This is a genomic window from Enterococcus casseliflavus (assembly GCF_029215545.1).
Lineage (GTDB): Bacteria > Bacillota > Bacilli > Lactobacillales > Enterococcaceae > Enterococcus_D > Enterococcus_D casseliflavus.
Genome location: NZ_CP119393.1, coordinates 268,452 through 284,717, shown reverse-complemented (window position 1 = coordinate 284,717; position 16,266 = coordinate 268,452). Strand labels below are relative to the sequence as shown.

Below are 16,266 nucleotides of genomic sequence, written 5' to 3'. Positions count from 1 at the left end.
CCTCCTTAGTTAAATCGATTCATTGTGGCAAGAAAGTCGCCGTTGGTCAAGTAATCACTACTTGCCTCGACCGCTTTATCAATACTTTGTAAAACGATGGGCAGATCGTCTTTTGCAAAAGGACTCAGGACATGATTGACCACGGTTTGTCCTGGACGTGGACGATCGATCCCGATTTTGATACGGTCAAAGACTGTTGAATCCAAATGAGCGATCAAACTCTTGATTCCATTGTGGCCACCTGCACTGCCTTTTTGGCGCAAACGAATTTTCCCTAACGCTAAATCGAGGTCATCATAGACCACCACTAGTTCTTCTTGGTAGATGCCAAAATAGGTCATCAACGGGCCTACCGCACGACCGGATTCATTCATGAAGGTTTGTGGTTTGACCAAAAGGATTTTTTCACCCTTCAAGAAAAACTCTGCCACCTCTGCTTCAAAAGCCGACTTTTTAAAGGTTGCTTGGTACTTTTGTGCCAACGCATCCACTACCATAAAGCCAACATTATGTTTGGTTTTTTCATATTTTTTGCCAGGATTTCCCAAGCCTACAATCATTTTCATTTTTTATTTACGCTCCATTATTTCTAGTTTCAAGCTGATTCTTCATCTATTTTATCGGTTTTCTTATCCAAACACAAAATACTGGGCACACAAATGCGCCCAGTTCTTTTGCTTAGGTAATTATAACACGAAATGGACTGTTATGGTGGCACCCTCTTGCTCAGTTTTTATCTTTCTTAACGAATCTTAATAAAACCTTGATATATCTTCTTTTTGACGTAATAACAAAGAAAGCATTTACAACTGAAACAGCGATATTTTGTGTAATATTGTTGTGCAAATCACATGACAAACATACTTGAAAATGGTAGGATGATAGCGAGTAAAACAATTATGCGGAAGGAATGATACACAGATGACTGCAAAAACGAACAAAAAAGATCACCAAAAGGTAATTCTTGTTGGAGACGGTGCGGTTGGTTCTAGTTACGCGTTTGCGCTGGTGACCCAAAACATTGCGCAAGAAGTCGGAATCATTGATATAAATACAGCAAAAACAGAAGGCGACGCAATTGACTTGTCCCATGCTTTGGCATTTACTTCCCCTAAAAAAATCTATGCCGCTTCTTATGAAGATGCACATGATGCTGATTTAGTCGTTATTACTGCTGGTGCGCCTCAAAAACCAGGCGAAACCCGTTTAGACTTAGTTCATAAAAACTTGAAAATCAACCGTGAAGTAGTTACCCAAATCGTTGATTCAGGCTTTAACGGAATTTTCTTAGTTGCAGCAAACCCAGTCGATATTTTGACTTATTCTACTTGGAAATTCTCAGGCTTCCCGAAAGAACGCGTTATCGGTTCAGGTACCTCATTAGACTCTGCCCGTTTCCGTCAAGCATTGGCTGAATTGGTCGATGTCGATGCCCGTAACGTCCATGCCTATATCTTAGGGGAACACGGCGATTCAGAATTCCCTGTTTGGTCTCATGCCAACGTAGCTGGCCTACAAATCTATGAATGGGTCAAAAACAACCCAGACATCGATGAAGAAGCAATGGTCAACATTTTCTTCAGTGTTCGTGATGCAGCCTACACCATCATCGAGAAAAAAGGTGCGACCTTCTACGGGATCGCGGTAGCCTTAGCACGGATCACTCGTGCGATCTTAGACGATGAAAATGCTGTTCTCCCATTATCTGTGTACATGAACGGCGAATACGGCTTAAACGACTTGTACATCGGTGCGCCTGCAGTCATCAATGCCCAAGGGATTCAAAAAGTAATTGAGATCCCATTAACAGATGGTGAAAAAGACCGGATGGCCGCTTCGGCAAAACAATTAAAAGATATTCTTGATGAAGCTTTTGCAAAATTAGATGCGGAAGACAATCAATAATTTCTTTTCCCTCGTGTTAAATAGTCAATTTTAGTTAGTCAATTATGCGACTGAACGAATCCTCCAGCTCACTCTTTTTCAGAATCCTTTGATCAAGATGGCTTGCTGCCGATTCGTTCAGTTTTTTTATCGTAAGAAATGCGTTTCTACAGCTTGCCTAAAGATAGTTTAAGAATTTTCTATTTTTCATGGAAGTTACATTTGCCATATTCGCTTTCCCGTGGGAATATGGTATGATTTAAGCGTTATTATCTATTATGCCATTAGAAAAAAGGAGTAGTTGAATGACTCGTTCAAACAAACATACTGACGCCAAGAATAATACGAAGAAAATTGTTCTGATCGTTGTGGCTGCTTTACTCGTCGTGATCGCTGGCGGCTATACCTACCGAAGTACATATTATGCAAACCGTTTTCTACCAAAGACTGAAATCGATGGGATCGACATCAGCAACAAAACCGTTGTCGAGGCCAACGCCCTGCTGCATGATCGCTATTCACAAGAAGACTTTACCATCAAAGATGGTGATAGCGAATGGAAAACAGTCAACCTTGCTCAATTTGGTTTGCAGACGGATTTCACCGATGAGCTGCAATCATTAAAAGATGAACAAAACCAGTGGAGCTGGGGAATGGCTTACGTTTCGGCTGCCGAAGAAAAGAAGCTAGACAATCTCTCAGTAGACCAAGACACCTTGACTAGCGAGACCAACACGATCCAAAAAGAACTCGAAACCTTAAATGAAGATCGTACCAAATCGGCTGATGCCACGTTGGAAAAAGGCGAAGACGGCTTTTCTATCAAATCAGAAGTTGACGGCGATGCCATCGATGTTGACAAAGCAGTGGCAGACTTGCAAGAAGCCATCGTCAGCGGCGAAAAGGAACTGAATCTCGTTGATTATGTCACAAAACCAAGTGTGACCGCCGATGATCCAGACTTAACGAAAGAAATGGATTCGTTGAATAAAATCGCCAAAGTAACTGGCAATTATACGATCAACGGAAATACGTTTCAAATCCCAAGAGAAACGATCATGGATTGGCTCTCTTATAAAGACGGCAACACAACGATCGACGAAGACAAAGTACGAAGCTATGTCACATCAATCGGCGAACAATACAATACTAGCACCAATTCTTCGACCTTCAAAAGTACCAAGCAAGGCGAAGTGACAGTCCCAGCCGGTACTCTTAGCTGGACGATCCAAACCGATGCAGAAACAGAAGCATTGATCGAGGCGTTAAAAGCTGGCGAAGACTTCACGCGTACACCGATCGCTCAAGGAAGCACCGATGCAGGCAGTCCGCTGTTTGGCAACACCTATATCGAAGTTGATCTAAAAAACCAACACATGTGGTATTACAAAGACGGACAGCTTGTTCTTGAAACAGCCATAATTTCCGGAAAACCAGCCACACCAACACCAACTGGCGTCTTCTATGTCTGGAACAAAGAAGAAGATGCAACCTTGACTGGTGAAGATTATGCGTCCCCTGTTGATTACTGGATGCCCATCGATTGGACTGGTGTCGGTATCCATGATTCTGATTGGCAGACGGAATACGGTGGCGATCTTTGGAAAACCCGTGGTTCTCACGGCTGTATCAATACTCCGCCAGGCGTGATGAAAGAATTGTACAGCAAAGCCGAAGTCGGGACACCCGTGATCGTGATTTAATCGAAAAAGAATCAAACCTTTTTATAGACGAACCAAAAGCTGCAAAAGAAAATCTTTTGCGGCTTTTTTGTTGTCTCCCAAATGTTCCTATTTACAAAGAACGATTTAATTAATATACTTAATTAACCATTTTAATTAATAAGGAGAATCATTTTGGAAAAAGTCGTTTTTATTGATCGTTCTACTTTAGCTGGAAGTCTGATTAAAATTTTCGCCCGCAACATCCAGCTGCTGTCCGAGGATCAAATCAGTGTAACTGTTGTGACACCAGAACGTCTGGCGAATTATCGTTTTGCGCAAGAAAAACTCGTTTTGGTCGATCCCTTGATTTCTTTAACAGATCCGATGATCAAGCAGGCCATCCCACCACGCATCAAGCGCCTTTCGTTTCCCGTCAATCATTACAGCGGGATGAATACTGAAGCCATTCTAGAATTGATCCAACAAGCATAACAAAAAAAGCGTGCAGAAACCAAGCGTTTCTGCATGCTTTTTCTCACTCAAACTCAGCTCTGCGAGACAAGTGTCTCTTCTTGTTCCAGCAAAACAACGGGTTCCCCTTTGTCTTGCAGTGCAGCAACGTGCATCGTGCCCCACTGGCAAAGAGTATCCAATAAGCCGCCTAAGGTTTCTCCATATTCACTCAAGGAATACTCAACTTTAGGTGGTACTTGATTATAGGACTTGCGAGTAACGATGTCAGACTCTTCTAATTCCCGCAATTGCTGGGTCAACATTTTTTGACTGATGCCAGGGATCTTCCGCCGTAAATCACTGGGACGTAATGCCCCATGGCGTAAATTACAAAGAATGATGGGTTTCCACTTCCCGCCGATGACATCCATGGTTGCTTCAACACCGATATTATAAATTTTTTCTGCCATTTTTTTCACCTCATTACGCTTGATATCACACAAAGGTTACCAAAAGGTGGGTATCAAACAAAAAAGTACGTACTATACAGTATTACCACCTCATTATATGATGATACCAGAAAAAAATAAAGGAGATGTTTTTATGATCGAAAAATTATCAGATACCGTCACCCTGAACAACGGCAGTGAAATCCCCGGGTTGGGGTTAGGTGTCTTTCAAATCCCTGAAGCTGACACAGCAGAGGTCGTGAAGCAAGCGATTATCAATGGCTATCGCCTGATTGATACAGCAGCGATTTACGGCAATGAAACAGGAACAGGGGCAGGAATCAAACAAGGCTTACAAGAAACGGGGTTGGCTCGTGAAGAACTCTTTGTCACTTCCAAACTTTGGAACGATCATTTAACTTATGATGAAACGATCCACGCCTTCAATGAAAGTCTGGCCCGCTTAAACCTCGAGTATCTCGACTTGTACTTGATCCATTGGCCAGGAAATCAAGCATTTCAAGAGTCCTGGCGTGCCTTGGAAGATCTCTATGCGGCAGGAAAAATCAAAGCGATCGGGGTCAGCAACTTCCAGATCCATCATCTGGAGCAATTATTGGCCATTGCTAAGGTCGTTCCTGTTATCAATCAGATCGAGCTGCACCCCAAACTGACGCAACAAGACCTGCGGGCTTTTTGTGGCGAAAAAGCAATTGCGATCCAAGCTTGGTCGCCATTGATGCAAGGCAAACTGCTGAAAGATGACACCGTCTTGGCGATCGCCGATGCACAGCAAAAATCAGCGGCACAAGTGCTTTTACGCTGGGCTATTCAACAAGGGATCTTAGTCAATGTCAAATCGACACACCCTGAGCGAATGATCGCCAATGCAGCGATTTTTGATTTCCATTTATCAGAAGCTGACATAGCCCGCTTGAACGCATTAAATGAAGACTTACGAGTGGGTCCAGATCCAGACACATTCGATTTTCATTAACCAAACGATATACTAAACAAAACCTTAGGAGGAAGTATAATGACAAACACAGGCTTTTCAATGGTCAATCACGTTGGAATCACCGTCAGCAATCTCGAACGTTCCATCCAATTTTATGAAGCATTAACTGGAAAGAAAATCGCCAATCAAGATACGATCGGCGGCAAACGCATGGCGCAAACGCAAGGATTAGCAGATACACTGATCAAATATGCCAATCTTCATTTAGACAATCTCAACATCGATCTTTTAGAATACGTCGAACCAAGATCCAACAAAGCTAGCTATTCCAATGAGCAAATCAGCGCGATGCATCTTTGTTTTGAAGTAGAAGCGATCGATGAAGCCGTTGCTCGTCTAAAAGCCATTGGCGTTGAGCCTGACGGCACCCCCATCGTTTTTGAAGCACAAGACGGTTTGAAAAGCGGCTTTGGGACAGGCGTCGCCTACTTTACAGATCCAGACGGCACCAATCTTGAATTGATTGCACCAAAAGGCCCTTTTCAACGGGGATAAAAAAATGGATGGCGCTGCAAATCGCCATCCATTTTTTTGCTAGAAGCACGTATTTTTCGATTGTTCCCCTTCATAGAAGCGTTCATAGCGGATACAATAAGTATGTACTCATCTTTAGCGGCTTCACTTACTTATCCAACAAATCGCACGTGAAAGGTAGTGATCTCGATCGATATTGGACTTTTGTTGTTGATTTTTACGGGTATTTTTTTCATCGTCTTCTGGTGCTTTTACCGAGAAGAACCCAATTATGTATTCGGCTTTCGCACCAAGCGCAGTACAGCCAGTGTCAGCAATTGGCGTTTTGCCCAGCAGTGGTTCTCCTTGTTAGCGATGCTCTTTCTAGGCGGGGTCGTTTTATTGCAGCGCAACGAGCTGATCGCAGAGGCTTTTTACCAAGTAGCCGTTTTTGGCAGCTATCTTCTAGCAGCGCTACTCGTAGAAACGGCACTGTATCTCAAAGATTCACGCACAAGCACCAAAAAGTAAGACAAAAAAGACATTCCAGCGAATGTCTTTTTTCTATTGTTTATTTTGATGATGGATCGTGATCCCCAACACCAGGGCTAAAATCCCTGAAACCACCCAGATAGTGCGGTGGAATAAGAAAATCCCTAGCAAGCTGCTTAAGACTGCACCAAAAAAGAAGCCGCCGATGATCAAGGAAATAGAAATGATCTTGGGTGTCACTGATCGGTCCTTTTTAAACCAGCGCATGTACACATAATCAGCCAGTGAACGTAAGTTGCCGGTGGTCATCGTGGTGGCATAGGGCATCCCTGCCAAGCGCCGATAGGCGGCATATTGAATCGCTGCAAAAAAAGATAACCCCGAATCGATCATGACATTGGGTAATGATCGAGCAAAAAAGCCCAGAACCAAAATACCGATTGCTTCAAAGATCAATGCGGCATTTTGCCAAACGATCCAGCCCCCTGTCGGAAAATGATGCTGCAGATAATTCGTCACTACGATCCCCACTAAAAACATGAAGATTGGTGGCAGATACCGAAAGGCTTGTTCAAACTGCCCCGTTGAAAGATTGATCCCTAACAAAATGACATTCCCCGACTGCATACTTGCAAACACTTCCCCGTGAAACAAGTAGGTATACGCATCTAAAAAACCGCCCGCCATAGCAAGAAGAATCCCCACTGGTAAACTTTCATGCACGACAAACTCCGATTTTCTTTTGGCACTGCTCAAACTTTTTTCCATTGGTTTCGCCTCTTGTTTTTTATACTTTCTGACAGCTTACCGCTTAAAAACGCCGACAACTCGTTATCTTTTGCGGCGTTTAGGTGACTTTTTCGATAGCTGACAAATCAACCACCCCAAAAGAACGGCGGTCAGTGCTCCAGCTGAATCTAGCATGACATCTTGAAAAAGCGGCGTCCGTCCTCCCGTCAGCATTTGATGGTACTCATCGATCCCAGCGTAGCCGGTGGCTGCCAACCAAGCAAAAAAAGCGGCTAGCCAATACGGCTGTTTTCGAAAAACAAGCGTTAAGAACAAACTGCCACCTAGGACAAAATAGGTAAAGAAATGCGCGCCTTTACGAATGAAAAATTCCACAAATGAGAAATAGCCTTTTTCCGCAATACTGATCTCCGACCCAGCATAGGAAAAAGAGATCGTCTCCAACCAATCTTTCAATGGTTCGTTTTTTAAGATACGTGAAAGCAACCCGATTTGAGATTGCTGCTCATAGGTTTGTGAAGAGCTGATAAAGAGGGTGACCATTACCGCAATTGCGATAAAAAAGTAAAAGTTCGGTTCTTTCAGTAATTTTTTCATAGTTTTCACTCCTCATTTTCCTATCTTACCATTTTCATTTGGTGATGCAACTGTTTTTCCAGCAAACCGTGGTGACATTGCCCACACAAAAAGAGTGCTTCCGTTAAGATTAGAAGCACTCTGTCTTTTAAAAAATAGCCATCGGTATGAAAAGCCGTCACCCGTTTGTTCGTGAGATTTTGGGGCTTGTGACGTTCAGCTCCTTCAACGATTCTCAGGGCTGTTTTGCGTTTTTTTCTCCAGTAAACAATGACGAACCCATCTCGTAGCCTTCTACATAATGGTTCAACCGCTCGACGACCTCTGCTGCCGCTTCTTGTGACGGCGTGATGATCAATAAAATATCAAACCCTGCAATCGTGCCGACAATTTCTGGCAGCTCCATTTCATCAAGATAATTGGCGATCACATCGGCGCCGTTTTCAGCCGTATGAACGACAACTAAAAAGTCAATCTGCGTAATCTTTTTTAGATACTCATACATCGAAAACGCAATTCTGTCTTCTAGATCCTGCTCTTTAGATTCAAAGATCGAATAATACGGTCGGCCATTTTTGGCATAGGTTTTAGCGATGTTCATTTCCCGCATGTCTCTAGAAATCGTGGCTTGGGTAGCTGAAACATTTTCTTTTTTTAATAAATTCATCAATTCTTCTTGAGACTCAATCCGATGTAGGACAAAGAGTTTTTTGATAATTGCTTGTCGCTCTTTTTTTTTCATTTACTTGATCCGCTCCTCTCAAGTCGCCTCGCTTACTGAAATAGTTGATCCGTCTCGTTCACTTCTTGAAACGCAGCTTACAAGAACAACATCGAGAAGATTAAAATGGCAAGATTGGAAATTCCGATAACCAGTAACGGTTTGCGCATAAAGCGAGTCCAAGTAGAATAGTTGACCCGCGCCAGCTCCAATCCGCCCATCACGACGCCAGAAGTTGGTGTGATCAAATTCACTAATCCGCAACCAGCAGTAAAGATCATGACCATGACGTTCGGATTGAGTCCGATGCTTTGCGCCAAGGCACCCATGATAGGGATCGATACATATGCCAGTCCTGAAGTCGATGGAATCAAGAACGATAAGAGCAGATACAAAATATAGGCACCAATTACGAACAGGACAGGTGATAACCCTTCTAAAAGATGGGAAGCCCGATCCAAAATAAACAGATCCAAGTACGTCGTTTGCATAATGTAGGAAGCACCCCGTGCCACAACGATGATCAAGACAACGGATAAAATGTCTTTGACCCCATCGATAAAGTTGGTCACGATTTCTTTTTCTGAGAATCCTTGAATCAATGCAATGATGATACTGATGTAGAAGAACCACATAGCCAAATCACCAAAATACCATTCACCGAAGCTATTCCCGGTCAAAAAGGCGGTCCAACCGTCAAACACGTGGATATCAAAGTCGCCCCAAGGAATCAAGGAAACCACCATGATCACAAAGGATAAGCCAAAAATCGTCAAAATCAGGCGATGCTTTTGCGTAAACGCCAAGTCTTCGTTCGTATCTTTGACAAAATGTTCTTCCATTTCTTTTTGCTCTTGCAGCGATAAGATCGTGGAGCCTTTGTCGGCTTTGACTTTTTTGGCATAAGACATCACCACAAAGATACAATACGCGGTCGTGACTAACCAAAGCAATGCGCCAACTACTAGGATCGTGCCATTATTCGGAGCAATATCGATGCTTCGTAAGGCATCCATTGCCACTCCCGTAGCAAAGGGGTTAACGGTGGAGCCGATCACACCAGCACCCGCCCCCAACATGACGGTTCCTGCTGCGACGATCGTATCAAAGCCCGATGCCACCATTGTGATTGCTAATAAGGAATAGAACGGAATCGTTTCTTCCGCCATTCCATAAGTTGAGCCACCAATTGAAAACAACACCATCAAAATCGGGATCAAAATCAACTCGTTGCCTTTGAGTTTTTTGACCAAATGCTGAATACCAGCTTCTAAAGCGCCTGTTCGTGTGACAATATTCAAAAAGCCACCCAAACAAAGAATAAACACACAGATCTCGATCGCATCACGAAATCCGTTAAAAGGCGCCATAAAGAAATCAGAAAACTTGGCACCGACGACTTGGCTGACCATCTCTTCTTGGCCTGCTGGTAATGAAGGTGCAAAGGGCTGACCGGCTAGTAGCCAAGAAGCGACCGTCAACGCAATAATGATCAGAAATAAGATACTGAACGATGTCAGCGACTTTTTTTCTTTTTGCTTTTTTTTCATCTTCGTTCCTCCTCTATTGAATCAATCTTAGGTGCAAATTGCCAACAGCTAGTCTGTCTGTGGTCAATTCGCAACATGGGAAAAATAATCTTTGTCATAAATAATGAGTTCTTTGTAACGATAATAAATCTTTCTTTTATGCACGAGCGCCTTGATGGTTTGACTGACCGTCTCTCGCGTCGTTCCACTGTATTTAGCAATATCATTGATAAAAACTGGAAAAGGAATGCGAATCTGCTCTCCTTGTGACTGTCCGTGCTCGATCATCAAGAGACCGATCGTATTGACGACTCTTGTCTGCGCGCTAGAGGTGACACAGTACTCCACTCGGCGTCTTTGCTTCTCCAACTGCTGGCTCATTTGCTGATTCAGCCACAGCAACTGACTTGTAGATGAAACAACCAGCGGTTCAAACAGCGACATCGCTGCAAACTGCACGACAATGTCTGTTGCAGCGAATGCCGATACATCATAGTTGTCTCTTTCAAACAAGCCAATCAAAGGAAATAACTGATCAGGCCCAACAAAATCTACATAACAATAGGAATCAGTTCCGTCGGTTTTTTCGATCCGTACGAGACCTTCGATCACATGGAATATCCGATCTCTTACGTCGCCTTCATAAAAAAGCACTTGGCCTTTTTTGTACGTACGGCAGTAAATATGCTCCTTCAATCGCTGTTGATTTTCTTCTTCCAGCCATTGAAAGCTATTCGCTCTTGTTGATGGATCTTTTATTTGGTAGTCGATCATTTCTCTCACTCCAATGTTTTGGACTTGCTTTGCTACTTCGCTTATTTCCAGGTGATCTGTGTACCAGCGTCTTCAATTTCTGCCAGCTTATCTAAGGAAGTAATCACTGCCCGTTTCTCTGTGCCCATTTTGACAAAATTCAAAGCTGCTTGTACTTTCGGTAACATGCTTCCCGGTGAAAAATGCCCTTCATCGACATAGGTTTCCAATTCAGCGGCGGTCACATGATCCAACCACTGCTCATTTTCCTTGCCAAAGTTCAAAGCGATTTTTTCCACGCCCGTCAAAATGATCAGCTGATCCGCATCGACTAAACGAGCCAATTTTTCAGAAGCAAAATCTTTATCGATCACGGCTTCAACCCCCAGCCCATTATCTAACACGGGAATGCCCCCGCCGCCTGCGCAAATAACGATCGTGTTTTGTTCAATCAGCGCCTTGATGCTGGCAACTTCTTGAATCGCTTGTGGTGCAGGACTGGCAACGACTTTCCGCCAACCACGACCAGCATCTTCCCGATAGATGGCATCTGTTGCTGCCATGGCTTCTTTGGCAGCTGTTTCCGTTAAGAAAGGACCGATCGGTTTGGTCGGATGGGCAAATGCTGGATCTTGCGCATCGACTGTAATTTCCGTAACCACTGTTACCACCGGCTTAGCCATTTGGGCTTCTTTCAACTGGATTCTCAGCTCATTTTGGAGCCAATAGCCAATACTGCCTTGCGTCATTGCCACGCAAGTATCTAAAGGCATCGCTGGGTTTTTGCTAGAATCACTGGCTTGTTGCTGCAAAACCAAATTTCCCACTTGAGGCCCATTCCCATGGGTAATGATCAAATGAACGTCTTTTTGGATTAGGGGAATTAAATACTCGACGGTCTGTTTAAGCCGTTCTTTTTGCCCTTTGGCACTGGCATCATCTGCTAGGATAGCGTTGCCGCCAAGGGCGACAACGATCGTTGGTTTCTTTTCACTCATCTGCTCACTGCTCCTTCTTACACTCTAGGAATAAAGAGATCGCCTAAGGTTACTGCCATGATTGCTTTGATCGAGTGCATTCGGTTTTCAGCCTCTTCAAATTGACGGCCCCAGTGACTGCGGAAAATGTCGTCTGTGATCTCCATTTCAGAAATGCCGAATTTTTCTTCGATCATTTTTCCATACGTCGTATTCGTATCATGGAACGCTGGCAAGCAGTGAAGCACGATCAAGCCATCGTCTTGTTTTCCAGTCGCCATTACCATTTCGCGGTTGATTTGGTAATCTTTCAACAGCTTCACCCGTTCTTCAAACTGGTCTTCTTCCCCCATTGACACCCAAACATCGGTATACAGAACATCGGCATCTTTGACGCCTTTTTGAATATCGTCTGTTACCATCAGCTGACTGCCAGATTCTTTGGCAAATTTGTTGGCATAGTCTGTCACTTCTTCAGCTGGGAAAAGTTCTTTTGGTGCACAGATGCGAACATTGACACCTAAAATCGCCCCCGTCACTAACAAACTATTCGCCATATTGTTTCGGCCATCGCCCACATAGACTAACGTAATGTTTTCTAATGTACCGAAGTTTTCTTTGATCGTCATGAAGTCAGCGATCATTTGGGTTGGATGCCATTCATCGGTCAAGCCATTCCAAACAGGAACGCCAGAGAATTTGGCTAAATCTTCAACGACTTGTTGGCTGAACCCGCGGAACTCAATGCCATCAAACATGCTGCCTAAAACTCTGGCGGTATCTTCAACGGATTCTTTTTTGCCTAGCTGGATATCATTCGCACCTAAAAATTCTGGATGGGCACCAAGATCGATGGCAGCCGTCGTAAATGCCGCCCGTGTCCGAGTCGACGTTTTTTCAAATAAGAGGGCGATGTTCTTGCCTTCCAAATAGCGATGAGAAATATTTTGCTTTTTCAACTGTTTCAAATAGATTGAAAAATCAATCAGGTATTCTAACTCGGCTTTCGTAAAATCTTTTTCTGCTAAGAAGCTTCTTCCTTTAAATACTTGTTTCATTAGTAATTCCTCCTCTAGATTAAATATCTTCTCTAATAAATGGCATGCTCATGCAGCGAGGGCCGCCACGGCCGCGAACCAATTCACTGCCGGAGATTTTATGCAATTTGATGCCGGCTTCAGTTAATTTTTGATTGGTGATCGTGTTGCGGTCATAGACCACGACTTCGCCAGGTGCGATCGTCAAGGTATTGGAACCGTCATTCCATTGTTCCCGAGCTGCAGCGACCAAATCGTTACCCCCACAGCGAATCAATTCCACTGCATCTAATTCTAAGTAGCGGCACAAAATGTTTTCTAACGTATCTTTTTCCTCATTGATGGTTACGCCATCTCCGTCACGTGAGATTGAATAAACGGTCAGTTCTCCTTCAATTTCTGGATGGATCGTAAATTTGTCATAATCAACCATTGTAAATACCGTATCTAAATGCATGAATTTGCGTTCTTGACCAATATCAAAAGCTAAGACGTACTCAAAACTTGGTTCATGTTGGAACACATTACGAGCCAACTGTTCAATGGAAGTGGCATCTGTTCGTTGGGAGATCCCGATCGCTAACACTCGTTTTGACAGAACCAATTCATCGCCACCTTCAATTCGTGTTGGCTGATCACGGTCATAAAGCAAGTGCGGTGGCTGTTGTTGGAACATTGGATGATGAGCAAAAATGTATTTGCCATACAACGTTTCACGACGTCTTGTTTCTGAATACATGCGATTCAAGGAAACCCCGTTACCGATCGTCGCAAACGGATCACGAGTGAAATACAAATTCGGCATTGGATCGATCAAAAACGGATACTGGTCATCCACAGCACCAGCTAAGCTTTGACTATGGGGCAATTTCAGTTCATTTTTCGCTAGACCTGCCATCGTTTTATCGATGAATTGACGGTTATCTTCAAAAGATAAGAAATAATCGGTAATTTCAGCAATGATTTCTGGGCTTTGTAACGTTGTTTCTTCTAAATATTCCTTGATAAACTGCTCTTTGATTTCTTGACTAGTTAACGCTTCTGCTGCTAAATCTTCTAAATACAACACCTCCACATTATTATTACGCAATACATCGGCAAATTGATCATGTTCAGCCCTTGCTTGTTCCAAAAAGGGAATATCATCAAATAACAAGCGATTTAAATGATCTGGCACGAGGTTTTCTAATTCTCGACCAGGGCGATGGAGCATGACTTGCTTCAAGCGGCCGATTTCTGAAAAAACATGAATAGCATTTGACATTTCTTTACATCCTCCTTTGTTTTGATTACGCCTACATAGTACAAGAATGTATGCGCTTACCAAGCGACGTATTTCGCCTTCATTATGCAAAGCATTTGTCATTATGCAATAAAGAGTGAATATCTTCTTGCGAGCGTTTTTTTACTCGTTGTTATTTTTTTTTATGTAATATTTATTCAGCAATTTTTAAATAAGAATTTGATGAGAATCAAAAAATGATCGATTTTGTTCTTTTCTTTGATTTTGACCTCCCCGCCCAATGCAGGCAAAGCTTACGAAAGAAAAGAACTTTTTCAACCAATAGCTTTCCTTTTTCGATTAAAAAAATCCGATGGTTGCGACTAAATGTGGCTATGCTATACTTAATAAGATCGTAGGAAAAGAAAGGGGTTTGATAGGAATGACCTATTCAATCAATTGGGATCTAGAAACAATTTTTCCAGGAGGCAGTGATTCTGTTCAATTAAAAGAACGCATGAGCCAGCTGGAAGAAGAAATCAAAACTTACCGCGAAAAAGTTGACGCTTGGGCACCAAACGCTACAGACAATGCGACAAAATTAGAGGAATTAATCGAACTTTCTGGCACAATCAATCAGGGATTTTCACAATGTGGCAGCTTTATCAATGCCTTGCTTTCAGCGAATGTCAACGACAGCAAAGCCAAAATCCTGACCGGCGACCTCTACGCAAAACTGCCAGCACTGCAAGCAGCACAAACCGTTTTCTCGAAAAAATTGACAGAAATTTCTGAGGATGATTGGACCGCATTACTTACCGCGGAAAACTTAGCACCAATCGCCTTTCGTCTAAGCGAGATTCGTCGCGACGGCAAAGAATTGTTATCCGAAGCAGAAGAAACCATCATCAACACGTTAAATTTAGATGGCTTAAATGCTTGGAGCCAACATTACGATACGATCGTTGCTTCAATCGAAATTCCTTTCCTTCAAGAAGACGGCACGACGATCAACTTGTCCGCTGGTCAAGCCTTCAATAAAATGATGGGTGATCCAGATCCAGAAGTTCGTGCGCGTTTATTTGACACTTGGGAAAAGACGTGGGCAGAAAAAGAAGACCTCTTTGCAGATACCTTGAACCATTTAGACGGCTTCCGCCTTTCTACCTTCAAGCTTCACGGGGTCACTGATTACTTGAAAGAACCATTAGAATACAATCGTCTGCAAAAAGCGACATTGGATGCTATGTGGGGCACGATCCAAAAGAACAAACAGCCGATCGTTGATTTCTTGACCCGCAAAGCCCAGCTTTTCGGCAAAGAAAAAATGGAATGGCAAGACCAAGATGCACCGATCATCCTTGGTGACATGGAAGAAAGAACCTACACCTTTGATGAAGCAGCTGACTTTATTTTGACCAACTTCCGTAAGTTCAGTCCTAAAATGGCTGACTTTGCCCAAGTTGCTTTTGAAAAAAGCTGGATCGAAGCAGAAGATCGTCCTGGCAAACGTCCTGGCGGCTATTGCACCAGCTTGCCAGAAACCAAAGAGTCACGTATTTTCATGACCTACAGCAATTCAGTCAACGAAGTAGCGACGCTCGCCCATGAGTTAGGTCACGCGTTTCACAGCAGCGTTCTTTGGGAGCTGCCGGAATTAAACCGCAACTATGCCATGAACGTTGCCGAAACAGCAAGTACCTTTGCTGAATTGATCGTTGCTGATGCAACCCTCAAAGAAGCGACAACGAAGGAAGAAAAAATCAATCTATTGGATGCCAAAATGCAAAATGCGATCGCGATGTTCATGAACATCCATGCACGCTTTATTTTTGAAAACAGCTTCTACCAAGCCCGTCAAAACGGCTTAGTTTCAGCGGAGCAAATCACGGAAATGATGACAGCGGCGCAAAAAGAAAGCTATGCGGATGGGTTAGCGACTTATCACCCGCATTTCTGGGCAGCCAAATTGCACTTCTTTATTGACGATGTGCCGTTCTACAACTTCCCTTACACCTTTGGTTACCTCTTTAGTATGGGGATCTACGCGTATGCCAATGAAAAAGGGTCTAGCTTTGAAGAAGAATACATTGCTTTATTGCAAGATACTGCTTCAATGACCACCGAAGAATTGGCACAAAAACACCTTGGTGTTGATTTAACAAAACCAGACTTCTGGCAAGCAGGGATCGATATGGTCCTAAAAGATGTTGCCAGCTTTATGGAATTGACTGAAGACTATATCTAAAAGAAAAAACCCTCTTCCAACACGACGCTTGGAAGAGGGT

17 protein-coding genes are annotated in these 16,266 nt (G+C 43.3%); 7 read left to right on the top strand and 10 right to left on the bottom strand.

The window, feature by feature from the left end; genetic code table 11:
* Positions 1-5: 5 nt before the first annotated feature.
* Positions 6-566 carry an aminoacyl-tRNA hydrolase gene (gene pth, locus P0G38_RS01330; RefSeq protein ID WP_015510502.1) on the bottom strand — a complete coding sequence of 187 codons (561 nt, stop codon included), beginning with the start codon at positions 564-566 and terminating at the stop codon, positions 6-8.
* A gap of 355 nt (positions 567-921) precedes the next feature.
* On the opposite strand from pth, the gene P0G38_RS01325 reads away from it, so the two are divergent.
* The 3 genes from P0G38_RS01325 (at position 922) to P0G38_RS01315 (ending at position 4,040) form a co-directional block, all read left to right on the top strand.
* Complete coding sequence (locus P0G38_RS01325; RefSeq protein ID WP_005230720.1) at positions 922-1,905, top strand: L-lactate dehydrogenase; 984 nt, start codon at positions 922-924, stop codon at positions 1,903-1,905.
* Positions 1,906-2,189: 284 nt separating this feature from the next.
* Complete coding sequence (locus P0G38_RS01320; RefSeq protein WP_275853784.1) at positions 2,190-3,587, top strand: L,D-transpeptidase family protein; 1,398 nt, start codon at positions 2,190-2,192, stop codon at positions 3,585-3,587.
* 153 nt (positions 3,588-3,740) lie between these two features.
* Positions 3,741-4,040 (top strand): hypothetical protein, encoded by a 300-nt coding sequence (locus tag P0G38_RS01315; RefSeq protein ID WP_275853782.1) that lies wholly within the window; start codon positions 3,741-3,743, stop codon positions 4,038-4,040.
* Between the two features lie 53 nt (positions 4,041-4,093).
* Here the strand turns inward: P0G38_RS01315 and P0G38_RS01310 are convergent, their stop codons facing one another.
* Positions 4,094-4,471: a winged helix-turn-helix transcriptional regulator gene (locus P0G38_RS01310; RefSeq protein ID WP_015510504.1), complete on the bottom strand. Its 378-nt coding sequence runs from the start codon at positions 4,469-4,471 to the stop codon at positions 4,094-4,096.
* A gap of 97 nt (positions 4,472-4,568) precedes the next feature.
* Between P0G38_RS01310 and P0G38_RS01305 the strand changes: the two genes are divergently transcribed.
* From P0G38_RS01305 to P0G38_RS01295, 3 genes are all read left to right on the top strand, one after another.
* On the top strand, positions 4,569-5,447 hold the full coding sequence (locus P0G38_RS01305) for an aldo/keto reductase (protein WP_375837767.1): 879 nt from the start codon (positions 4,569-4,571) through the stop codon (positions 5,445-5,447).
* A gap of 39 nt (positions 5,448-5,486) precedes the next feature.
* Positions 5,487-5,963 carry a VOC family protein gene (locus tag P0G38_RS01300; protein ID WP_275853779.1) on the top strand — a complete coding sequence of 159 codons (477 nt, stop codon included), beginning with the start codon at positions 5,487-5,489 and terminating at the stop codon, positions 5,961-5,963.
* A gap of 159 nt (positions 5,964-6,122) precedes the next feature.
* On the top strand, positions 6,123-6,452 hold the full coding sequence (locus P0G38_RS01295; protein ID WP_016608455.1) for an SdpI family protein: 330 nt from the start codon (positions 6,123-6,125) through the stop codon (positions 6,450-6,452).
* A gap of 33 nt (positions 6,453-6,485) precedes the next feature.
* Here P0G38_RS01295 and P0G38_RS01290 read toward each other — a convergent pair whose 3' ends face one another.
* From P0G38_RS01290 to arcA, 8 genes are all read right to left on the bottom strand, one after another.
* Positions 6,486-7,181, bottom strand: coding sequence for a YoaK family protein (locus tag P0G38_RS01290; RefSeq protein ID WP_081116424.1), 696 nt, complete (start codon positions 7,179-7,181; stop codon positions 6,486-6,488).
* 63 nt (positions 7,182-7,244) lie between these two features.
* On the bottom strand, positions 7,245-7,760 hold the full coding sequence (locus tag P0G38_RS01285) for a VanZ family protein (protein WP_275853776.1): 516 nt from the start codon (positions 7,758-7,760) through the stop codon (positions 7,245-7,247).
* Positions 7,761-7,974: 214 nt separating this feature from the next.
* Positions 7,975-8,481 (bottom strand): arginine repressor, encoded by a 507-nt coding sequence (locus tag P0G38_RS01280; protein ID WP_005230706.1) that lies wholly within the window; start codon positions 8,479-8,481, stop codon positions 7,975-7,977.
* Positions 8,482-8,558: 77 nt separating this feature from the next.
* Positions 8,559-10,010, bottom strand: a complete 1,452-nt coding sequence (locus P0G38_RS01275; RefSeq protein WP_005230705.1) for a YfcC family protein — start codon at positions 10,008-10,010, stop codon at positions 8,559-8,561.
* A 63-nt stretch (positions 10,011-10,073) separates the two neighbouring features.
* Positions 10,074-10,763: a Crp/Fnr family transcriptional regulator gene (locus P0G38_RS01270; protein WP_005230704.1), complete on the bottom strand. Its 690-nt coding sequence runs from the start codon at positions 10,761-10,763 to the stop codon at positions 10,074-10,076.
* Positions 10,764-10,804: 41 nt separating this feature from the next.
* Positions 10,805-11,740 (bottom strand): carbamate kinase, encoded by a 936-nt coding sequence (gene arcC / locus P0G38_RS01265; protein WP_005230702.1) that lies wholly within the window; start codon positions 11,738-11,740, stop codon positions 10,805-10,807.
* A gap of 17 nt (positions 11,741-11,757) precedes the next feature.
* The gene (gene argF / locus P0G38_RS01260; protein WP_005230693.1) at positions 11,758-12,777 is read right to left on the bottom strand and encodes an ornithine carbamoyltransferase; all 1,020 of its coding nucleotides are present in this window, start codon (positions 12,775-12,777) and stop codon (positions 11,758-11,760) included.
* Positions 12,778-12,796: 19 nt separating this feature from the next.
* On the bottom strand, positions 12,797-14,020 hold the full coding sequence (gene arcA / locus P0G38_RS01255; RefSeq protein WP_275853772.1) for an arginine deiminase: 1,224 nt from the start codon (positions 14,018-14,020) through the stop codon (positions 12,797-12,799).
* 400 nt (positions 14,021-14,420) lie between these two features.
* Here arcA and P0G38_RS01250 point away from each other — a divergent pair, with 400 nt between their 5' ends.
* A complete protein-coding gene (locus P0G38_RS01250; RefSeq protein WP_010748984.1) occupies positions 14,421-16,226 on the top strand; it encodes a M3 family oligoendopeptidase in 1,806 nt (601 codons plus the stop codon).
* Positions 16,227-16,266 lie beyond the last annotated feature (40 nt).

Bases quoted from the DNA above. Each gene is read 5' to 3' on its own strand.
- P0G38_RS01300 (WP_275853779.1), top strand. From the start codon at position 5,487: ATGACAAACACAGGCTTTTCAATGGTCAATCACGTTGGAATCACCGTC.
- P0G38_RS01305 (WP_375837767.1), top strand. From the start codon at position 4,569: ATGATGATACCAGAAAAAAATAAAGGAGATGTTTTTATGATCGAAAAA.
- argF (WP_005230693.1), bottom strand. From the start codon at position 12,777: ATGAAACAAGTATTTAAAGGAAGAAGCTTCTTAGCAGAAAAAGATTTT.
- P0G38_RS01290 (WP_081116424.1), bottom strand. From the start codon at position 7,181: ATGGAAAAAAGTTTGAGCAGTGCCAAAAGAAAATCGGAGTTTGTCGTG.
- P0G38_RS01310 (WP_015510504.1), bottom strand. From the start codon at position 4,471: ATGGCAGAAAAAATTTATAATATCGGTGTTGAAGCAACCATGGATGTC.
- P0G38_RS01325 (WP_005230720.1), top strand. From the start codon at position 922: ATGACTGCAAAAACGAACAAAAAAGATCACCAAAAGGTAATTCTTGTT.
- P0G38_RS01285 (WP_275853776.1), bottom strand. From the start codon at position 7,760: ATGAAAAAATTACTGAAAGAACCGAACTTTTACTTTTTTATCGCAATT.
- P0G38_RS01250 (WP_010748984.1), top strand. From the start codon at position 14,421: ATGACCTATTCAATCAATTGGGATCTAGAAACAATTTTTCCAGGAGGC.
- pth (WP_015510502.1), bottom strand. From the start codon at position 566: ATGAAAATGATTGTAGGCTTGGGAAATCCTGGCAAAAAATATGAAAAA.
- P0G38_RS01275 (WP_005230705.1), bottom strand. From the start codon at position 10,010: ATGAAAAAAAAGCAAAAAGAAAAAAAGTCGCTGACATCGTTCAGTATC.
- arcC (WP_005230702.1), bottom strand. From the start codon at position 11,740: ATGAGTGAAAAGAAACCAACGATCGTTGTCGCCCTTGGCGGCAACGCT.
- P0G38_RS01320 (WP_275853784.1), top strand. From the start codon at position 2,190: ATGACTCGTTCAAACAAACATACTGACGCCAAGAATAATACGAAGAAA.
- arcA (WP_275853772.1), bottom strand. From the start codon at position 14,020: ATGTCAAATGCTATTCATGTTTTTTCAGAAATCGGCCGCTTGAAGCAA.
- P0G38_RS01280 (WP_005230706.1), bottom strand. From the start codon at position 8,481: ATGAAAAAAAAAGAGCGACAAGCAATTATCAAAAAACTCTTTGTCCTA.
- P0G38_RS01270 (WP_005230704.1), bottom strand. From the start codon at position 10,763: ATGATCGACTACCAAATAAAAGATCCATCAACAAGAGCGAATAGCTTT.